This window comes from Lutispora sp., from assembly GCF_041687175.1.
Classification (GTDB): domain Bacteria; phylum Bacillota; class Clostridia; order Lutisporales; family Lutisporaceae; genus Lutispora.
The window spans coordinates 14,347-31,637 of record NZ_JAWLCK010000023.1 but is presented as its reverse complement, the minus strand read 5'-3'; the positions used below and the strand labels follow the sequence as shown (position 1 = coordinate 31,637).

Sequence of the window (17,291 nt, the reverse complement as noted above, 5' to 3'; positions counted from 1 at the left end):
TTGCTGTTGTTGACACTTACAACTTTACCTGTTATAATTTAATATGTCTTAAATTTGGAGAGATGTCCGAGTGGTTGATGGAGCTGGTCTTGAAAACCAGAGATGTTTCACGACATCCGTGGGTTCGAATCCCACTCTCTCCTCCATAAATAAAATTTTAAAACTTAGACCTGGAGAAGTACTCAAGTAGGTCGAAGAGGCGCCCCTGCTAAGGGCGTAGGTCGGGAAACTGGCGCGAGGGTTCGAATCCCTCCTTCTCCGCCATTAAAGCAAATCACTCAGTTGAGTGATTTTTTTATTATGTAAAAATATATAAAAGGACTTAAAGGAGGGATTCGAAAACGAAAGCCGACCTTTGGGAGCATTTATCTATTAAAGAACATTTCTATGAGATTTCTTAAGCAAGTAGAAATATAATACTACTACAGGAGAAAGTATCAATCCTGAAGCAATAATTGACACTGCAGTATTGGTTTCACCTCCACTGAAGGCAGGGACACATTTTTTAATATATTGCTTATAAAAATTATAGGAATATAATTGAAGTAGAAAGTAGAAATTAGTCAATAATAAATAAAAAGGAAGGTAGCAGCTTCTATGAAAAAGGTTAGACTTATTTACAATCCTGTGGCTGGTGATGCCTCATTTAAGAATAGATTGGATACAGTTATAAAAAACTTTCAAAAGGCTGGTTACATAGTATCTCCCTATAGGCTTATGGGAGCCAATGATATGGATAATGCAATATGTGAAATAGATGATAAGTATTCAGCTATTGCAGTATCAGGAGGAGATGGCTCCATAAACAATCTTGTAAATGCCATGAAGAAGCATGGCATAGATCTGCCTATAGGAATTTTTCCCTTCGGCACTTCCAATGATTTTGCAGCTCATATGAGAATCCCAAGGAATATAATCAAATGCTGCGAGATAATAACTGGTGGTGAAATACTTGAAGTTGATACAGGGGTAGTTAACGGCAAATATTTTGTAAATGTATGCAGCGCAGGTCTTTTAGCCGATGTAGCATATAAAACGGATATAGGCATGAAAAACAGTTTGGGCAAAATTGCCTACTATCTGAGAGGCTTTGAAGAAATCCCTAATCTTAGACCTATAACAATGAAAATGGAATATGATGACAAAGTAATAGAAGATGATTTATATCTTTTTCTTGTTTTAAATGGAAGCACTGCAGGAGGATTCCCTCGTTTGGCACCCTATGCTTCTGTTTATGATGGATTATTGGATGTAATAGCCATTAAGGCAGCCAATATAACCAATATAATAAATCTTATTATTAAAGTGTTGAGAGGTGAGCATGTAGGCGATCCTAATATATATCATTTTCAGACAGATAATCTGAAGATATCATCTGATGAGACTGTTGAAAGTGATATAGATGGGGAGAGAGGACCTATTTTACCTCTGGATATAAAGGTGGAGAAGAAGAACATAAAGGTCTTTATTCCTAGATGAGGTAAGTTAAGGATATTGTTAATAATGATCTTTAACTATGTTAGTATATTATTGAGGTTTAAGAATAATATATATTGATTTTGAATTTAGAGGGGAATGATCTCAATGAAATCCAGACTAAAACTACTTCCTTTGCTCCTTATATTGATGTTTATCATGTCCGGCTGCTTAATGCAAAAGGAAGCAGCACCAGTATTGCAGATGGATGAGGTTGAGGCGAGGAACTATTACAACATTGAGGCAGAGCTTAATGTGGAAGAGAAAACTTTGACAGCTGTGGAAGAAGTCAATTACTATAACAATGATAATGTTGAAATGAAGGAATTATATTTCCATGTATATCCCAATGCCTTTAAGACGAAAGAAACAGCTCCCTTCCTTTTTGATGATTTTGATAATGCATACAAGAGAGGTTTTGAGTCAGGATATGGGGAAATAATCTCTGTAAGCAAGAAGGATAGAGACGGAGAAAAGCTTCTTAAATATTCTTTATCCGGAGAAGGGGATACTATTCTCAAGATTGAGTTGGACTCACCTTTGAAGCCCTTCGAGAGAATGAGTCTGAGAATAGAATTTGCACTAAAGATCCCTCCGGCAGGGGAGAGATTCGGCTATGGAGAGAATAACTTCAATCTAGGCAATTGGTATCCTGTGGCAGCAGTATATGACCAAAAAGATGGATGGAATTTGGATAAATACTATGCTATAGGTGATCCTTTTTACAGCGATGCTGCAGATTACAGAGTAAGCATAAAAACACCTGAAGAATATATTGTTGCAGCTTCCGGCCAACTGGTGGAAGAAGTCAAAGAGGATAATGGCAAAGTAAAAAGAATTTATGAAGGAAAAGCTCTGAGGGATTTTGCCTTTGTAGCTAACAATAATTTTGCTGTCATTGAAGAAGAAGTTGATGGAGTTAAAGTAATGTCATATTACTATAAGGAGGACAGGGTAAGAGGAGAAGAGGCTTTGGAATATGGTGTTAAATCCTTAAGACTTTTCAGCCAGTTATATGGCAAATATCCATATCCGGTTTATTCTGTAGTTGAGACCGAATTTCCCAGTGGAATGGAATATCCTGCCTTGGTGTATATAAGCGATAAATACTATAAACCCAGTTATTCCAGTGACCCCCTCATAATAACCATTGTCCACGAAACTGCTCATCAATGGTTTTATGGTATCGTAGGAAATGACCAAATCGATGAGGCTTGGCTGGATGAAGGCTTTGCTGCATTTTCGGAAACCATATTTATAGAGCGAACCTTCGGCAAGAAGACTGGACAGGATTATTATACCAGGTCAATTGAAAACAGCGTTGAAGAAGCATTGTCTTCCCAGATTATCGATGGAGAACTTGTAAAGTCTTTATCTGAGTTTGAAGATTGGGATGATTACGGCCCCACTGCCTATGACAGGGGAGCCCAAATGCTTAGTGAGCTCAGAAAAACATTGGGAGAAGATACATTCTTAGAAATAGTCAGGACCTATGTAGAAAAATATAAGTTCAGGATTGCCACTACCAGTGATTTTATAAAGGTATGTGAAGAGGTAAGCGGTAAGGACTTAACAGAATTCTTTAAGCCTTGGATTAATAATATTTACTAGGGTTATTTGCTGCAGATTTATTCTGCAGCTTTTACTTTTTTTCAAACTTTTTACATAGTTTATCGTATATTAGAATGTAAGGACTATTAGTTTTGTAATTGGAGGAATTTATATGAGAAAGAAAAAGATAGGCACCATAACCTTAGCCATAGGTTTGATTACAGCAGGCTCAGTGATGTTTGCCCAAAATTTTACTGACCTGCCTATAAAGGATGTGTATAAGTATTGGCCTCTTCTCCTTATAGGACTAGGATTGGAGATAGTAATATACATGTCTATTTACGGAAGAAATGATGAAAATGTAAGATTTAGCATAGATGGATTATGTATAGTTTTCATAATACTGGCAGCGATTTTTGCAAACAGCAGCTTTATAGGTTTTAGACATATAAATATAAGGGGGATAGGGGATATACCCTTTATTGGCAACCTGAATTACAGAGGCAAAATAGAAGAAAAAATCACCAAAGATGGTATATCTAAAGATTACGACATAAAGGAATTGAAGCTGACCAACAGTTTTGGAGATATTGAAATAAGAAAGGGTAATTCCAATGAGATAAGGCTTGAAGCAAATGTTACGGTTCAATATAACGACGAAAATAAGGCCAGGAATTATATAAAGGATGCAATAAGAATTGAAGAAGGACAGATCACTAATATTTATATAGATAAAATATCATCTAACAGAAGCAGAGACTATGAAAAGGCAATGGTTGACTTTATAGTCTATATACCTGAGGGTATAACAGTAGATATAGAAAACAGCTTTGGAGACATTGATGTGGAAAGTGCAGGAAAAACTACAGTAAAAAATAGCCATGGAGATATTAAGCTTGTGGATTGCTCAAAGGATGTAGAAGTGGAAAATTCCTTCGGAAGAATTGAAATGGAGAACATAGGCGGAAATATCGACGCATCTAGCAGCAATGGGGATATCAGAATAGAAGATGTTGCTGGAAGCATAGATACGGAAACATCTTTTGGCAATATAAGGATTAATAATGTGAAAGGGAATGTAGTGGCTGAAAGTAGAAATGGTAATGTGAAAATAGCTGGCGTAGAGGGTAACGTTGATGTGGAAACCTCCTTCGGAAATGTGGAGATAGATGAAGAAAGCGCAGAAAATGGAAGAGTATACGCAGAAACCAGCTTTGGAAGCATAAAAGGCTTTAAGGATGATGTCCGAGATTCTGGCCAGAAAAAATACCTGGAAACTAAACTTGGCAACGGTAGCAAAGAAATAAGGCTAAAAACCAGCAACGGAAATATTGAGATGAAATAATGAAGAAGGCTTCCATGATTGCCATAATGCTTTCAATGGAAGTCTTTCTAATATGGTATAATTAATATATTGTAATATGAATTATATAACAGACTGTATTTTTGAAGAAAACATATTATTAGATCGTCAAAATAGTAAGTCGGAGGGTGGTGGCAATACTTGAGAGACGAAGAGCTCATAGAGCTTATCATAAATGGGGAGACAAATTTATATGCTGAGCTTGTAAGCCGGTATCAAAACAAGGTCTATTCTACAGCTTACAGTTATACCAGAGATTATGAAGAGGCTAAGGATTTAACACAGGAAATATTCATAAAGGTGTATAACAATCTTAGCAACTTCCAGAATAAAGCTCAGTTTTCTACATATTTATTTAGAATTGCCGTAAATCGATGTATTGATTGGACAAGAAAAAAGAAAGCAAAGACTATTTCAATCCTTTCCTGCCAGGATGAAGAGAATGTTGATATATATGACTTTATAGCTGACTACGGAAGCAATCCTGAGGAAATATTATTAAGGCAGGAAAATTCAGATATAATAAGGGCAGAAATCAGCAGGCTGCCAGAGATCTATAGGACTGTCATGATAATGTATTACTTTCAGGATTTTAGTCCACAGGAAATTGCAGATATACTGAAGGTTCCGAGAAAGACTATAGATACCAGACTTTTCAGGGCAAGGAAGCTAATAAAGAAAAGACTGAGCCCAAAAGAAGCTTTCGGGGGTGGGAGAATTGCTATGCAGCCGAGTTAGAAAGAGTTTGCATCGATATGTTGCAGGTGATACGGAAAAAATTGAAGATCTTCTCATAAACGAGCATTTGAACAACTGCTATACATGCAAATTAGAGTACGAGAGAATAATAGAAATAAAGTCTATACTTTCAAACCTGGGAAGAAATATTGAAGCCCCCTCAGGACTAATAACCAGTATAATGGATTCCATAGACCTCCAAAAATATAAATCCATAGGTCTTTATGCCATTAACAACCTTAGAAGCCTTGGTATAAGCTTCATAGCAGCAGGTATAATCATTGCTTTATTCAACTTATTTCCTATGATGGAACAATATTTTGATTCCAACATAGTTGATAAGAGCATGGCCCAAATACAAAGCAACATAATAAATCCTCTGGAAATGGTTAACAATAGTATTATTGATATTTCAGAAAGAATCTTTGATTTAAGCAAAATAATAGATGCAGATAGCGAACAATAAAAAAGAGGGGGACAAAGATGATTCATAACATTTTATTCTTTTTCTTTTCTTTAATACCTGGTGCTGCACAGATGTCCATGGGCCTTTTTAAAAGAGGAGTACAGCTCATGGTTACAACTATTGGGGCATTTACTCTTTTGCTGAGCTTTAATACAGAACAGCTGATTCCTGTAATATGTTTCCCTTTATGGTTTTTTAGCTTTTTTGATGGATATAATATAAGAAAGCAAATAGCATCAGGAAAAACTGTAATTGATGAAGAAGTATACAGCTATGATTTATTTTTGAAGAATAAAAAGTATTTAGGTATTGGGCTTTTGGTTTTGGGACTTATAGGGCTTTTTAATACTTTTCCCAGCAGTGTTATCATGTCCTTATTTGGTGTTAATTTCCAGAATGTATACTGGTCCTTAAGGAGAAGTATTGTTCCTTTATTTCTTATAATATCTGGCCTTTATCTGCTGTTGAAAAGTAGAAAGATTGAAGCAAAAGGATAAAGATGTGTAATTTTTGCTGTTTGATTTTGAACCATATTTGTGATAATATATATTGTGTTCTTAAAATGCGCTCGTAGCTCAGTTGGATAGAGTACTTGACTACGAATCAAGGGGCCACAGGTTCGAATCCTGTCGGGCGCACCATATAGTTAGATTAAAAACCTTGAGAATTCAAGGTTTTTTTGTTGTGTAAAAAAGCAGAGTCTGTAGCAGGTTGTCAGGCTTTGTGATGCCTCAAAGGTTGAAGTGTCGATTTTGCTAAGGTATAATTTAATCACTGGCAAAACATCTCAATTCTATGAAAGGAGCATTTATATGAAGAAAAGTTTGTTTTTTATCTTTGTACTAATAGTTACTTATATGTTGTTGGTATCTTTTGTATACGCGGAGGCACCAGTAAAAGTATTGCTCAACGGGAATTATATCCAATATAGTGAGCCGCCAATATCACCAAATGGCTGTACAATGGTGGCTGCAAGTGATATTTTTGAAGCCTTTGGCTTAACAATGTCCTGGGATGAGAAGACTCAAACTGTGATTGGGACAAGCCAAGATGTTGATATTCAATTTACAATAGGTAAAAAGGCAGCTAAAATTAATGATGTGGAAAAACAGTTGGATTTTGCTCCTGCTTTAGCAAAGGGACATGCTATGATTCCTTTAAGGTTTTTTGCTGAAAGTCTTGGAGGAAAAGTTGAGTGGAATAATGAATCTTCTACAGTGATGATAACATGCAAATCAGTTACAAATCCTAAGTACAAATTGAATGATAGAGGCAATTCCGGCGGAAATCTTTATAGCAGAGGGTTTATAGCTGAACAGGGCGATTGGATATATTTTAATGATGATAATGATACATACAGTCTCTATAAAGTTAAAAAGGATGGGACTTCACTGACAGCTTTGAATGCTGGGAAATACAATTTGCACAGACAATACTTGAAGGAAGCAGATTATCCTGAATATTTAAATGTAGTGGGAAACTGGATATATTACATAGGCAGCTATTGGGATGTTGATAACAAAATCCATGCAGATATAACCAGGATGTGTGTCGATGGTACCAAAAAGCAGGTTCTTTTCCCTGATATATTAGCAGATAGACTGGTTATAGAAGGGGACAAGCTATATTTTGTCAATGATTCAGATAATAGAAGCATCTATACAGCGAAGACAGATGGAACAGGGCTTCGTAAGCTAACCACAGACCCTGTAAATAAAGGAGTAAATAACCTGGTGGTACATAATGGTTATGTTTACTTTAGTGATGCTTCCGGTTATCTTTTCAGGACTGATGCTGATGGTTCTAATATTTTTTCTTATGGACAGAAGGTCTGGAGCATAAGCGCAGAAGGAAATTATATATACTATATAGATTTTTACACTGGAAACAGCAAGCTGGTGAGAATGAATATTGATGGAACAAACAGAGAGATTTTAGTTGATGAAAGTGTTGCCGAATATAATATTTCAGATAAATATATATATTTCCTAAAGAGCATGGAAAACTACGCACTCTATAGGGCTAATATGGATGGTAGCGGTCAAACCCTCATCGATAATACAGATACAATTTGGAACTTAAATTCTGTAGAAGATTGGGTAACTTATAACAGGGGCAACGGAAGATATTTTGTTAAACCAGGCGGCACTGAGGCTGTAGAAATGAGATTCCTGGATTTGGCTTTGTATGCATATAAATATGGCATAAAACCCTATGCTGAGGATCTATCCAACAGAGGCAATTATATAGTAAACAATAAGGGAAGAGCTATTGCAGCGAAAGAAGGAGAATGGATATATTATATAAAGACGGTTAATCCCAACAGCATTCAATATACATATGCGGGAAAGATATATAAAATTAAAGAGGACGGAACAGGAGAAACCCTTGTTTGCAGCGACTTGGCCAGCAGCATAAATGTGAAGGATGGCTGGATATATTACATAAGAGTTACTAATGGGCCTGATTCTATTTATAAAATAAGAACCGATGGAACAGGCAAGACACAGCTAAAAACAGATATTAAGGCCAATCAGGACATCCTTCAGATTGTGGGAGATTGGATCTACTACAAAGAAGAATATGCAGGAAGAAGTATAATGCGTATGAAATTAGACGGCTCAAATAGACAATCACTGATACCCAACATAGAAGATTTAATTCAGAGTTTCACTGTAGTGGGAGATTGGATCTACTATACCAAGTATGATCTGACGAAGGATGATTATTATACATCTTTCCCTTATAAAATGAAGACAGATGGCTCCATGAAGTCCAGAATAGATGATATGCCTTCTGATATACCTGCTATAGAGATAATAGGTTTTAGAGATTATATATACTATAGTGATCGTATTTATAAAAATGATGGAACTGAAAAAGCAATATCAAGATTGAATGTAGTTAATATTGACGGGGAATGGATTTATTATTTGGTTGTTGACAATGCTTCTTATATGGATTACAAGGAAAAGCTGTATCGGGTAAGAATGGATGGAACAGGTAACACTCTTTTATATGAATCAAAGTATATAAGACATGTAAATTTTGCAGGTGATTGGATATTTATTATCGCTAACCAAGATGAGTTTGATGATAATCTATATAGGATGAAAAAGGATGGCACTGCTGTGATGAAACTGACCAACAATTAGAGAACTGTAAGTATTTAATGGATAAGATAAGGCTTTGGAATATTAATGATAAGGAAGGTGTGCAAAGTGGAAAATAGAAAATTATCCATCTGTATGATCGGCTTTGGCAACGCAGGCAAGGAATTTTGCAGAATGCTTATGGAGAAAAAAGAAGAAATCAAAAATACATACAATTTCAATGTAGTTGTTACTGCCATATCTACAAGGTCAAAGGGTGCTCTTTTTGATCCATCAGGAGTAGACTTGAATAGAGCATTGCAAGAGGTAGAGACAGAAGGGAGATTTTTTCAGAATAACCCTCAAAGAATAGATGGCAGCGCCTTGGAAATCATGCAAAAATCAGAGGCAGATGTGCTCATAGAACTCAGCACACTTTCCATAGAGGACGGTCAGCCAGCTATAAGCCACATAGAAGAAGCCTTTAGAAATAATATGCATGTCATAACCGCCAATAAAGGTCCCATAGCCTGGGATTATAAAAGGTTAAAGAAAATGGCTGATGAAAAGGGCTTGGCCTTGCTGCATGAAACTACAGTTATGGACGGTACACCCATATTCAATTTGGTGGAAAAGACTTTGCCGGGCTGCAAGATATTAGGCTTTAAGGGAATTTTGAATACTACTACCAATTTTATTATGGAAGAGATGGAAGCAGGCTCGGATTATGAAGCTGCTTTGAAAGAAGCCCAAAGAAGAGGTTTCGCCGAGGCGGACCCTTCCATGGATATAGATGGATGGGATGCTGCAGCAAAGACGGCTGCTTTAATTAATGTTCTTATGGACGGAAATGCCACTCCCATGACTATAGATAGGACAGGTATCTCAGGCGTTACTTTGAAAGATATTGATGATGCAAAAAGAAAAGGTGGAAAGATAAAGCTTCTTTGTGAAGGCTTTAGAGATGAAGATGATATCAAAGGCAGAGTATATCCATCATTTGTAGATAACAAAGATATATTCAGCAATATTGATTCTACAACATCTGTTTTATCCATCAGTACAGACCTGATGGGTGAAATTTGCATAGTTGAGAGGTACCCAGAGATACAGCAGACCGCCTATGGTGTATACAGCGATTTGCTTACATTGATTAAGGACTATTTGAAGTAAATTATTATCATAGTGTTGAATTTAAAAGAATGGTTCTAGCTGCGGCTAGAACCATTCTTTATTATACTCATTTAAGTCAATAGTATATGGGTATTCCACTTCAACACCGTTATAGTTGCTAAATAGCTCTACAGCTTTAGGTACGGGCATTTTTTCACCATAATGGAAATCTTCCCTGACCTCCCAAAGCTTCCATTCTCCCTCTTCTTCACGGAAAATATGGCGCCTGTAGTACTTGACATTCAGGTTGGGATCGTCATATTTCAATTCATTTTTTACGAAAACCACTTTATGTTTGAAAGTATCATCATAGTATACCTTGGAAATTTCAAGGGGACCTCTTGTACCTATCTGTTCTGCAGGTATAATCCTGCCGGCTTTTATGTCTTCCTCCAGATTTTTTTTAACATCCTGGCGCAGTTCCTTTAAGTCTTCTTCAGTGTAATTTATTATATCCTTCAGTATAAGCTTTCTATCTTCATAGCTAATTACCGGTCGAGTACTGTTTTTTATATAATCCAGGCTGTAATTTTTATAATAAAGCTTCTTCATGCTTTCCTCATATTCAGAAAAAGGTATTTGATAGGTAAAGAACAGATATTCATTTATTTCCTTTTCTTTAACCATATCTATAAGTTTTTCATCCTGGTGGGTTTTATCTGAGGTGCAGCCAATTAAAGATAAACAGCAGATTATCATACACAACAATCTTATCATTTTTCTAAACATAAAACTCCCTCCGGTTAAAACACCTGTTTCATAGAAAAAGCTTCTACGGATCAAGCATATTAATATTCATTAACAAGGTATAAAGAATATCTCATTATATTAATTATTGCATAATATTTCCATAAATACAAGAAATAAAGATTGAAGCGTTTATAAGTATAGCAGTAAATGGTATAATAATACCAGTAATTATTTAAAGATGGAGGTTGATGGATGTGAAAGTCAGATTTATCGGGCATTCATGCTTTTTGGTAGAGGATGGGAAATACTCACTTTTATTTGATCCATTTATAACCGACAATCCTGTAGCAGCAGTGAAGGCATCAGAGGTTAATCCTACCCACATATTCGTGAGCCATTATCATGGAGACCACAAGGGAGATGCTTTAGATATTGCCAGAAGAACTAACGCTACTATTTTTACAACCAATGAAATAGGCATTGAATTCAAGAAAAGTCATGATAATGTGGTGGCAGGACATATTGGAGGCAAGGCAAAAACCGACTTCGGAAGCGTCAAGTACTTTCAGGCTTTTCATGGAAGCGGCATAGAAGGAGGCCATGCCTGTGGTTTCATAGTTGATGTTATGGGAAAGAAGATATACCACGCTGGAGATACAGGCCTGACCAAGGACATGGAGCTTCTGAAAAAGCATAATATCCATGTGGCATTACTGCCCATAGGAGATTTTTATACCATGGGTCCCGAGGATGCTCTGGAAGCCGTAAAGATGATAAAGCCTAAGTATGTTATACCTATGCATTACAATACATTCCCTCTACTGAAGCAGGATCCTGAAGCATTTGCAAAAGCCGTAGCTGATGAGACTTCTTCAAAAGCAATAGTGCTTAAACCTGGACAGTCTGTAGATCTGTAATGACAAAAATCCTATAAATAATCAAAAAGAGTATACTCTTTTTCCTGGGTTGCCGGTTTTATACGGAAATCTATGAATCGAGAGCCGGATATCAGAGACTTCAGCCTATAGAAATCAGTGGTGGTGTCCAGCCATATATTTTCCTCTTCTCTGGTGAGAATCAAGGGCATCCTATTGTGGATGCTCTTCATATCCTCAGTAGAATCCATGGTCAATATAACGAAGCCATTATCATCATATATTGCACCCATGGAAAAGATGTTTTCACTGTCCTTACTGATTCGATGCTTTACTTTTTTGCTGTTTACTGTTTTCCATTCGAAGAAGGCATTGGCCGGAATGATGCATCTTCTTTTAAGGAAGGATGACTTAAACATAGGCTTTTTATCCACTGTCTCAACCCGGGCATTTATGACAAGCCTTTTGCTATCGTTAATAGGCAGACCCCATCTCATAGGCATCAGCTTAATTTTATCATCTGCTTTAATAACGGTAAGAGGATTTTCGGAGGGAAATATCTCTCCTGATTTATAATTTTCCATGGAGTAATCTGCATTATACCTTGCCACTAAATCCTCAACTTCACTTTCCAGCAAAAATCTGCCACACATATTCATTGCCCCTTTATATGATATTGAAATAATAGTAGCATATTAGAATCTGTTAGGAAATAGGCAAATGGATTGTGATGCTAAAATACCAAAATCAATTGTAAGGAGTTGATCAGGATGAAAGATAAGATTAAAGTATATCTCGGTGACATCACTAAGCTTCAGGTTGATGCCATAGTCAATGCTGCCAACAACAGCCTTTTAGGTGGTGGCGGTGTAGATGGTGCAATACATAGGGCTGCAGGGCCAAAATTGTTGGAGGAATGCAGAGGCCTGGGCGGTTGCAAAACCGGAGAAGCCAAGATTACCAAGGGCTACAACTTGCCGGCGAAATATGTAATACACACTGTAGGACCAGTATGGAGAGGGGGAGGTAATGGAGAGGATGAGCTATTGAGGAATGCTTACAGGAATTCATTGAAGCTGGCCGTAGAAAGCAATATAAAAACTATAGCTTTTCCCGCCATAAGCACAGGTGTGTATTCATTTCCACTTGAGAGAGCTACTAAAATAGCTGTAGAAGAGGTTCAAAAATTTTTATCAAATGATACTTGTGTACAAAAAGTGATATTTGCCTGCTTTAATGAAAAAGTATATGAGTGCTATAAATCCTTACTTGAATAAGCTAATGAATCCTAACATAATAAAATATAACTGTATTTGTTTGATTTATAAAGATATATATGGTGAAAAGATGGATTTTCCATCATATTGACATTGATAAATTCTCAAAAATTTATTATAATAACAGGGTACGATAAAATGCACCTATAGCTCAGCAGGATAGAGCAACGGTTTCCTAAACCGTGTGCCGGGGGTTCGAATCCCTCTAGGTGCACCATTTATGCAATACGATACCAAGCTGTAAAAGACTTGGTATTTTTCTTATGTCTGTAAAAAATTTTATAATATAAAGAATTATCATATGTAATTTCAAAATGAGAAGAGGCAGTGAGGAATGAAAGATATAAATAATAATGATGTTGAGGAAAAGACAATATCTTATAAAAAAGATCCTATAAGAAAAGATGTTATAAAGATAGCCTGGCCGGTATTGATAGAACTCCTTTTAGGATCATTATTCGGCATGATAGACATGATGATGCTTGGAAGAATAAAGAATCAAGCTGTGGCAGCTGCTTCTGTAGCAGCTGTAGGTATGACTAATCAGCCTTTATTTATCGGCCTGTCTCTTGTTCAGGCATTAAATGTGGGCGGAACAGCAATGATTGCAAGGTATTATGGAGCTAAGCAAAATGAAAGAATAGAAATTGTTTTGAAACATGTTATGCTATTGAGCATGACCATGCTAACTATACCTTTGTCAATATTAGGCTTGACTTTTACCCAGCAGATCATGAGTTTAATGGGTGCTCAGCCTGATGCTTTACAGGTTGGCAGTAATTATTTTAAGGTTATTATGATAGGATTTATATTTCAATCACTCAACATGTCTGTATCAGCTGCATTAAGAGGAATAGGCGAAACAAAAACACCTATGAGAATAAACTTGAAATGCAACTTTCTAAATGTTATAGGAAACGCTTTGCTAATATATGGTTTATTGGGCTTCCCTGAACTTGGAGTTACAGGGGCAGGCATATCAACAGCATTATCGCAAGTTATAGCATGTATATTATTATTCAGATATATTGTAAAGGGTAAGAGCATTATTAAACTCAACATTGGGAATAAATTCAAATTTGACAAGAATATCATGTATAACCTGGTAAAGATAGGATTACCTGCATCATTAGAGCAAATGGTTTTGAGGACAGGTATACTTTTGTTTGTCAGAATTGTAGCTGGATTAGGTACAGTTATATATGCAGCCCATCAGATAGCCCTGAGCATATTAGGCCTCTCCTTTCAGCCAGGCCAGGCTTTCGGGATAGCAGCTTCGTCTTTGGTTGGGAGATCATTGGGTGCTAAAAATCATGAAAAAGCAGAAGCCTATGCAAAGAAAACCAGAAAGATTGGATCTCTGATATCCACATTTATGGCTATCATATTCTTCTTTTTCGGCCCCCAATTAGTAGGTCTTTACTCTACGGATCCCCTGATTATAGACAGTGCATCTGGAGCATTGAAAATAATTGCATTGGTTCAGCCTTTTCAATCATCTCAATTCATACTGGCAGGAGCCTTGAGGGGCGCAGGTGATACTTTCTGGCCTTTGGTGGCTACCTCTGTGGGAGTCCTTTTAATTAGAGTTGCCCTAGCCTATATTTTTGTCATCAATATGGGATTTGGATTAATGGGAGCATGGATGGCTGTATTCATTGATCAGCTTGTAAGATGGGTTTTTGTGTATATTAGATTTAGAACAGGCAAATGGAAACATGTAAAAATAAGATAGATGAAAATAGTATAATTCAATTTAGAATTAACAAATACCATGCCCTTGAGGTATGGTATGGCAAAATATAAAACAATCATTTTATATATAAAGGAGCAGAATAGGATGAGCAGAATAGATGAGATTATGAAAAAGGGAAAGAAGGTTAAGGCAAAGGTAGATTTTACAGGTGGAAAATACGATATGAGGACGGGAAAATATATGAATTGGGGTTATGCTTATGTCCTTGATCCGGATGCCCCCATACTCCATTACCTTCAAGACAGAATTTTCATAAGTCCGAGAGACATGAAACGTTTAGGGTTACTAGGCATTGGACGTTTAGAACATGTCCTTCTTTATGTCAGGAGAGATTCAAAAGGGAGACTATATGGAGCGGATGTAGAATTGGTTAAATATGATTAATAAAAAACATGCCAGAACTATAGTTCCCACCAGGGATCTCCATTATGGCTTCGCGGTAGAAATGGATGCCATAACTTATATTGAATAATTAAATAAGTTGGGGAGGAAGCACTAAGTATGGAGTATAAATGTGTAGAATGCGGTCATAGGTTTTCATTAGAGAGCAATGCTTGGAAATGCCACTGCGGTGGGTTATTAAATCTTCAATACGAGAAAAAGCCTATAGATTTTGAAGCCACAGCCATATCAAAGGATCATTCGCTATGGAAGTATATAGATGCGCTTCCCTTTCAAAAAGAAGATGATTGTTGGAGAAATATAACCATGGGAGAAGGGGGTACACCTCTACTACAAATAGGTCAAAACCTTTACGCAAAGGCAGATTATTATATGCCAACTCTATCTTTCAAGGATAGGGGTGCTGCGATACTCGTTGCCATGGCAAAAAAGCTGGGAGTAGAGGAGATTGTTGCAGACAGCAGCGGAAATGCAGGAACAGCTATTGCTGCCTATGGAGCAAGGGCAGGGATAAGGTGCCATGTTTTTGTGCCTGCTTCATCATCTGATAAGAAGATCAAACAGATAGAAGCTCATGGAGCAGAGATTCATAAGACTCCTGGAAGCAGGGAGGATACTGCAAAAGCTGCCATAGATATGGTGGAAAGCACAAATATGTTCTATGCCAGCCATATTTATAATCCTTTATTCTGGGAAGGAACAAAGACCTATTTTTATGAAGTGTTTGAGCAGCTTAATTGGAAAATGCCTGATGCTTTTATAATACCCGTGGGAAATGGAACCTTGCTTATGGGTGCTTACATTGCATTCAAAGAGATGCTGTCCTGGGGAGTTATTGATAGGATGCCAAGGATTCTGGCAGTGCAGGCAGAAAATTGTGCACCTATTAAAAATGCTTTTATAAGCAATAAAACCCTTGTGGAACCATGTGAAAATAAAGGAACACTGGCAGAGGGAATAGCAATTGCAGCTCCTGCAAGAGGTGCTGAAATATTGAAGGCTGTGAGAGAAACTCATGGGGATATAATTGGTGTTAAAGAACAGAGCATATCAAGTGCAAGACAAGTATTAGCTAATAAGGGTATATATGTGGAAATCACATCTGCTGCCAATTATGCAGGTTATCTGGATTATATAAACAAATACCCGGAGTTGGAGGACAAGATAGTAGTGTTGCCGTTAACCGGTGCAGGTATAAAGAGTAACTGATATGAATATTCCAGCACCTGGATGTAATATTAACATTACCATATACAGAAATTTATTGGAGGGCTAAAAATGGATTATAGAGAATTGGACACTCCTGCTTTGATAATAGATCAGGAGAAGCTTTTAGATAATATCCGCTTCATGCAATCCTATGCCGATAAAAACCATGTGACATTAAGACCTCATACCAAGACCCACAAGATGCCCTACTTGGCAAAGCTGCAGGAAGAATACGGAGCAAAGGGCATTGCCGTAGCTAAAGTAGGAGAGGCAGAGGTTATGGCGGCCAATGGATTGAAGGATATATTCATTGCCAATGAAATCGTGGGTATGCCTAAGCTTATGAGAATAATGGAGCTTGCAAAGACAATTGATATATCCTTTGGAGTTGACAGCATACCTCAGGTGAATATGGTGGAGGAAGCCTTTGAAGGAGCGGAGAAGAAGGCTCAGGTACTTATAGAGATAGAAGTTGGGGAAAATCGCTCGGGCGTAATTGAAGAAAAAGATTTCATTGATTTGGTAAAACATATAAAGGGATGCAAAAATATTAATCTCAAAGGAATATTTTCTCACGAGGGTCATTGCTACTCTGCCAGAGATGTGGACCACTGCCGGGAGCTGTTTATGGAGAGTCAGAGAAGAACTCTGCGCTTTGCTAAAATTACTGAAGAACTTGGCTGCAAACTTGAGACGGTGAGCATCGGTTCAACGCCTTCATCTATGTTCGATTTTGAAATAATGGAAGGCATCACAGAACTTAGGGTAGGTACATATATATTAATGGATGCTTCCCAGGGAAATGCCATAGGAAACTACAACCGTTGTGCAGCAACGGTGCTCACCACTGTAATAAGTCGCCCTACTGAGGAGCGGGTCATCACTGATGTTGGGGCCAAGGGTTTAACTATGCAGACCAGAAATAAGGGCATCTGTGCTACCAAGGGATTGGGTGTTATAAAAGGGTATAAAGATGCATACATACATGAAGTATATGATGAACATGCCATCATATATAACAAAGAACTGAGGGACAAGGTAAAAGTAGGAGACAAGTTGGAAATCATACCAAACCATATATGCCCAGTATGCAATCTATATGATACTGCATATATGGTATCACAGGGTAAAGTAGTTGGGGAGATACCCATATCCTGCAGAGGCAAGTTAAGGTAGACGCTTTTAAAAATTGAGGAAGGCATACCCACGGTAGAGAAACTAGC

16 protein-coding genes and 4 tRNA genes are annotated in these 17,291 nt (G+C 37.2%); 18 read left to right on the top strand and 2 right to left on the bottom strand.

Features of this window, described 5'->3' with window-relative positions:
- The first annotated feature begins 56 nt into the window (after positions 1-56).
- The 11 genes from ACESM9_RS05650 to ACESM9_RS05600 all read left to right on the top strand — a co-directional run bounded on the left by ACESM9_RS05650 (position 57) and on the right by ACESM9_RS05600 (position 9,859).
- Positions 57-146: transfer RNA gene (locus tag ACESM9_RS05650), tRNA-Ser, on the top strand.
- Positions 147-172: 26 nt separating this feature from the next.
- Positions 173-264: transfer RNA gene (locus tag ACESM9_RS05645), tRNA-Ser, on the top strand.
- 333 nt (positions 265-597) lie between these two features.
- Positions 598-1,479 (top strand): YegS/Rv2252/BmrU family lipid kinase, encoded by an 882-nt coding sequence (locus tag ACESM9_RS05640; RefSeq protein ID WP_372996160.1) that lies wholly within the window; start codon positions 598-600, stop codon positions 1,477-1,479.
- A gap of 105 nt (positions 1,480-1,584) precedes the next feature.
- Positions 1,585-3,087, top strand: coding sequence for a M1 family metallopeptidase (locus ACESM9_RS05635; RefSeq protein ID WP_372996158.1), 1,503 nt, complete (start codon positions 1,585-1,587; stop codon positions 3,085-3,087).
- Positions 3,088-3,199: 112 nt separating this feature from the next.
- Positions 3,200-4,372 (top strand): DUF4097 family beta strand repeat-containing protein, encoded by a 1,173-nt coding sequence (locus ACESM9_RS05630; RefSeq protein ID WP_372996156.1) that lies wholly within the window; start codon positions 3,200-3,202, stop codon positions 4,370-4,372.
- A gap of 159 nt (positions 4,373-4,531) precedes the next feature.
- Entirely contained in the window at positions 4,532-5,128 is a 597-nt protein-coding gene (locus tag ACESM9_RS05625; RefSeq protein WP_372996154.1) for an RNA polymerase sigma factor, read from the top strand.
- Positions 5,109-5,594 carry an anti-sigma factor family protein gene (locus ACESM9_RS05620; RefSeq protein ID WP_372996152.1) on the top strand — a complete coding sequence of 162 codons (486 nt, stop codon included), beginning with the start codon at positions 5,109-5,111 and terminating at the stop codon, positions 5,592-5,594. Before ACESM9_RS05625 ends, ACESM9_RS05620 begins: the two co-directional genes overlap by 20 nt.
- Positions 5,595-5,611: 17 nt before the next feature.
- Positions 5,612-6,091 carry a hypothetical protein gene (locus tag ACESM9_RS05615; protein ID WP_372996150.1) on the top strand — a complete coding sequence of 160 codons (480 nt, stop codon included), beginning with the start codon at positions 5,612-5,614 and terminating at the stop codon, positions 6,089-6,091.
- Positions 6,092-6,158: 67 nt separating this feature from the next.
- A tRNA-Arg gene (locus ACESM9_RS05610) sits at positions 6,159-6,235 on the top strand.
- A 171-nt stretch (positions 6,236-6,406) separates the two neighbouring features.
- Positions 6,407-8,749, top strand: coding sequence for a DUF5050 domain-containing protein (locus ACESM9_RS05605; protein WP_372996148.1), 2,343 nt, complete (start codon positions 6,407-6,409; stop codon positions 8,747-8,749).
- Positions 8,750-8,815: 66 nt separating this feature from the next.
- Positions 8,816-9,859 carry a homoserine dehydrogenase gene (locus ACESM9_RS05600; RefSeq protein WP_372996146.1) on the top strand — a complete coding sequence of 348 codons (1,044 nt, stop codon included), beginning with the start codon at positions 8,816-8,818 and terminating at the stop codon, positions 9,857-9,859.
- Positions 9,860-9,904: 45 nt separating this feature from the next.
- Here the strand turns inward: ACESM9_RS05600 and ACESM9_RS05595 are convergent, their stop codons facing one another.
- Positions 9,905-10,588 carry a hypothetical protein gene (locus ACESM9_RS05595; protein WP_372996144.1) on the bottom strand — a complete coding sequence of 228 codons (684 nt, stop codon included), beginning with the start codon at positions 10,586-10,588 and terminating at the stop codon, positions 9,905-9,907.
- A 215-nt stretch (positions 10,589-10,803) separates the two neighbouring features.
- Between ACESM9_RS05595 and ACESM9_RS05590 the strand changes: the two genes are divergently transcribed.
- The gene (locus ACESM9_RS05590) at positions 10,804-11,466 is read left to right on the top strand and encodes a metal-dependent hydrolase (RefSeq protein WP_372996142.1); all 663 of its coding nucleotides are present in this window, start codon (positions 10,804-10,806) and stop codon (positions 11,464-11,466) included.
- Positions 11,467-11,477: 11 nt separating this feature from the next.
- Here ACESM9_RS05590 and ACESM9_RS05585 read toward each other — a convergent pair whose 3' ends face one another.
- Positions 11,478-12,077, bottom strand: coding sequence for an SOS response-associated peptidase (locus ACESM9_RS05585; RefSeq protein WP_372996140.1), 600 nt, complete (start codon positions 12,075-12,077; stop codon positions 11,478-11,480).
- 117 nt (positions 12,078-12,194) lie between these two features.
- On the opposite strand from ACESM9_RS05585, the gene ACESM9_RS05580 reads away from it, so the two are divergent.
- The 6 genes from ACESM9_RS05580 (at position 12,195) to ACESM9_RS05555 (ending at position 17,244) form a co-directional block, all read left to right on the top strand.
- On the top strand, positions 12,195-12,701 hold the full coding sequence (locus ACESM9_RS05580) for an O-acetyl-ADP-ribose deacetylase (protein WP_372996138.1): 507 nt from the start codon (positions 12,195-12,197) through the stop codon (positions 12,699-12,701).
- 140 nt (positions 12,702-12,841) lie between these two features.
- Positions 12,842-12,918: transfer RNA gene (locus tag ACESM9_RS05575), tRNA-Arg, on the top strand.
- A 117-nt stretch (positions 12,919-13,035) separates the two neighbouring features.
- Positions 13,036-14,436 carry an MATE family efflux transporter gene (locus ACESM9_RS05570; protein WP_372996136.1) on the top strand — a complete coding sequence of 467 codons (1,401 nt, stop codon included), beginning with the start codon at positions 13,036-13,038 and terminating at the stop codon, positions 14,434-14,436.
- Between the two features lie 105 nt (positions 14,437-14,541).
- Positions 14,542-14,841: a hypothetical protein gene (locus ACESM9_RS05565; RefSeq protein ID WP_372996134.1), complete on the top strand. Its 300-nt coding sequence runs from the start codon at positions 14,542-14,544 to the stop codon at positions 14,839-14,841.
- Between the two features lie 117 nt (positions 14,842-14,958).
- Positions 14,959-16,068 (top strand): threonine synthase, encoded by a 1,110-nt coding sequence (locus ACESM9_RS05560; RefSeq protein WP_372996132.1) that lies wholly within the window; start codon positions 14,959-14,961, stop codon positions 16,066-16,068.
- A gap of 69 nt (positions 16,069-16,137) precedes the next feature.
- Entirely contained in the window at positions 16,138-17,244 is a 1,107-nt protein-coding gene (locus ACESM9_RS05555) for a D-TA family PLP-dependent enzyme (protein WP_372996130.1), read from the top strand.
- Positions 17,245-17,291: the final 47 nt, after the last annotated feature.